The sequence below is a fragment of the Vibrio sp. 1562 genome, from assembly GCF_033340155.1.
GTDB classification, from domain to species: domain Bacteria; phylum Pseudomonadota; class Gammaproteobacteria; order Enterobacterales; family Vibrionaceae; genus Vibrio; species Vibrio alginolyticus.
Genome location: NZ_JAWOVY010000225.1, coordinates 1 through 802, shown reverse-complemented (window position 1 = coordinate 802; position 802 = coordinate 1). Strand labels below are relative to the sequence as shown.

The following is an 802-nucleotide window of genomic DNA, read 5'->3' as shown; positions in this document are numbered from 1 at the left end:
TCCTATATCGATGACCCGCCGCACTTCCTGCTTTGGAGTGCCGATGAGATGGCTCCCATTCTGTTGGGGCTAGTGATCGGCATTTTTACCGGTAATGCCTTGGTTTTATGCCTGTTGGGGTTGGTGACAACCAAACTCTATCGGCGTTTTCGTGATGGTCGCCCAGATGGTTTTATTCTTCACGCCATCTACTGGGCCGGACTGTTGCCAACCAAAGCCAAGACGATCCCTAACCCATTTATCAGGAGCTATCTGCCGTGAAGTTCGACGTGTTTTTAAAATCATGGCAAGGCACGCAATTAGAAAACCGATGGCAACGGTTCCTGATTGCAGTGCTGGTGCTATCTAATTTGCTGCTTGCGGTAGCAGCATTTTCTCGCAATACCGTGGTAGCCATTCAACCGCCAACCTTGTCTGAAACGGCTGAAGTGTCACGAAACCAAGCCACTCAACCTTACCTTGAATCCTGGGGACTCTACCTGGCTGAGCTTATGGGCAACGTGACGCCGGGTAATGTGTCTTTCATCCGGGTTGCTATTGAGCCGCTACTTTCTCCAGCGGTGTACCAGCAAGTGGTCGATGCACTGGAGATTCAGGCAAGACAAATCCGCGAAGACCGAGTCACGCTCAAATTCCAACCCAGACAAGTGGAGTATGAGTATGAAACCGGTCATGTCTTTGTGACCGGTTATTCCTTGGTCTCTGGACCATCTGGAGATGAACAGCGCCAAACTCGCACCTATGAGTTTGACATCGATATTGAGCAATACCGTCCAAAGCTCAGTTGGATGGATACGTATGA

General features: G+C 50.0%; 2 protein-coding genes. Both read left to right on the top strand.

The window, feature by feature from the left end; genetic code table 11:
- Positions 1-261 (top strand): type IV conjugative transfer system protein TraL (gene traL / locus R7Z49_RS24305; protein ID WP_258535866.1); only part of this gene is annotated, 261 nt, incomplete at its 5' end.
- Positions 258-802 (top strand): TraE/TraK family type IV conjugative transfer system protein (locus R7Z49_RS24300; protein ID WP_318112266.1); only part of this gene is annotated, 545 nt, incomplete at its 3' end. The genes traL and R7Z49_RS24300, both read left to right, overlap by 4 nt.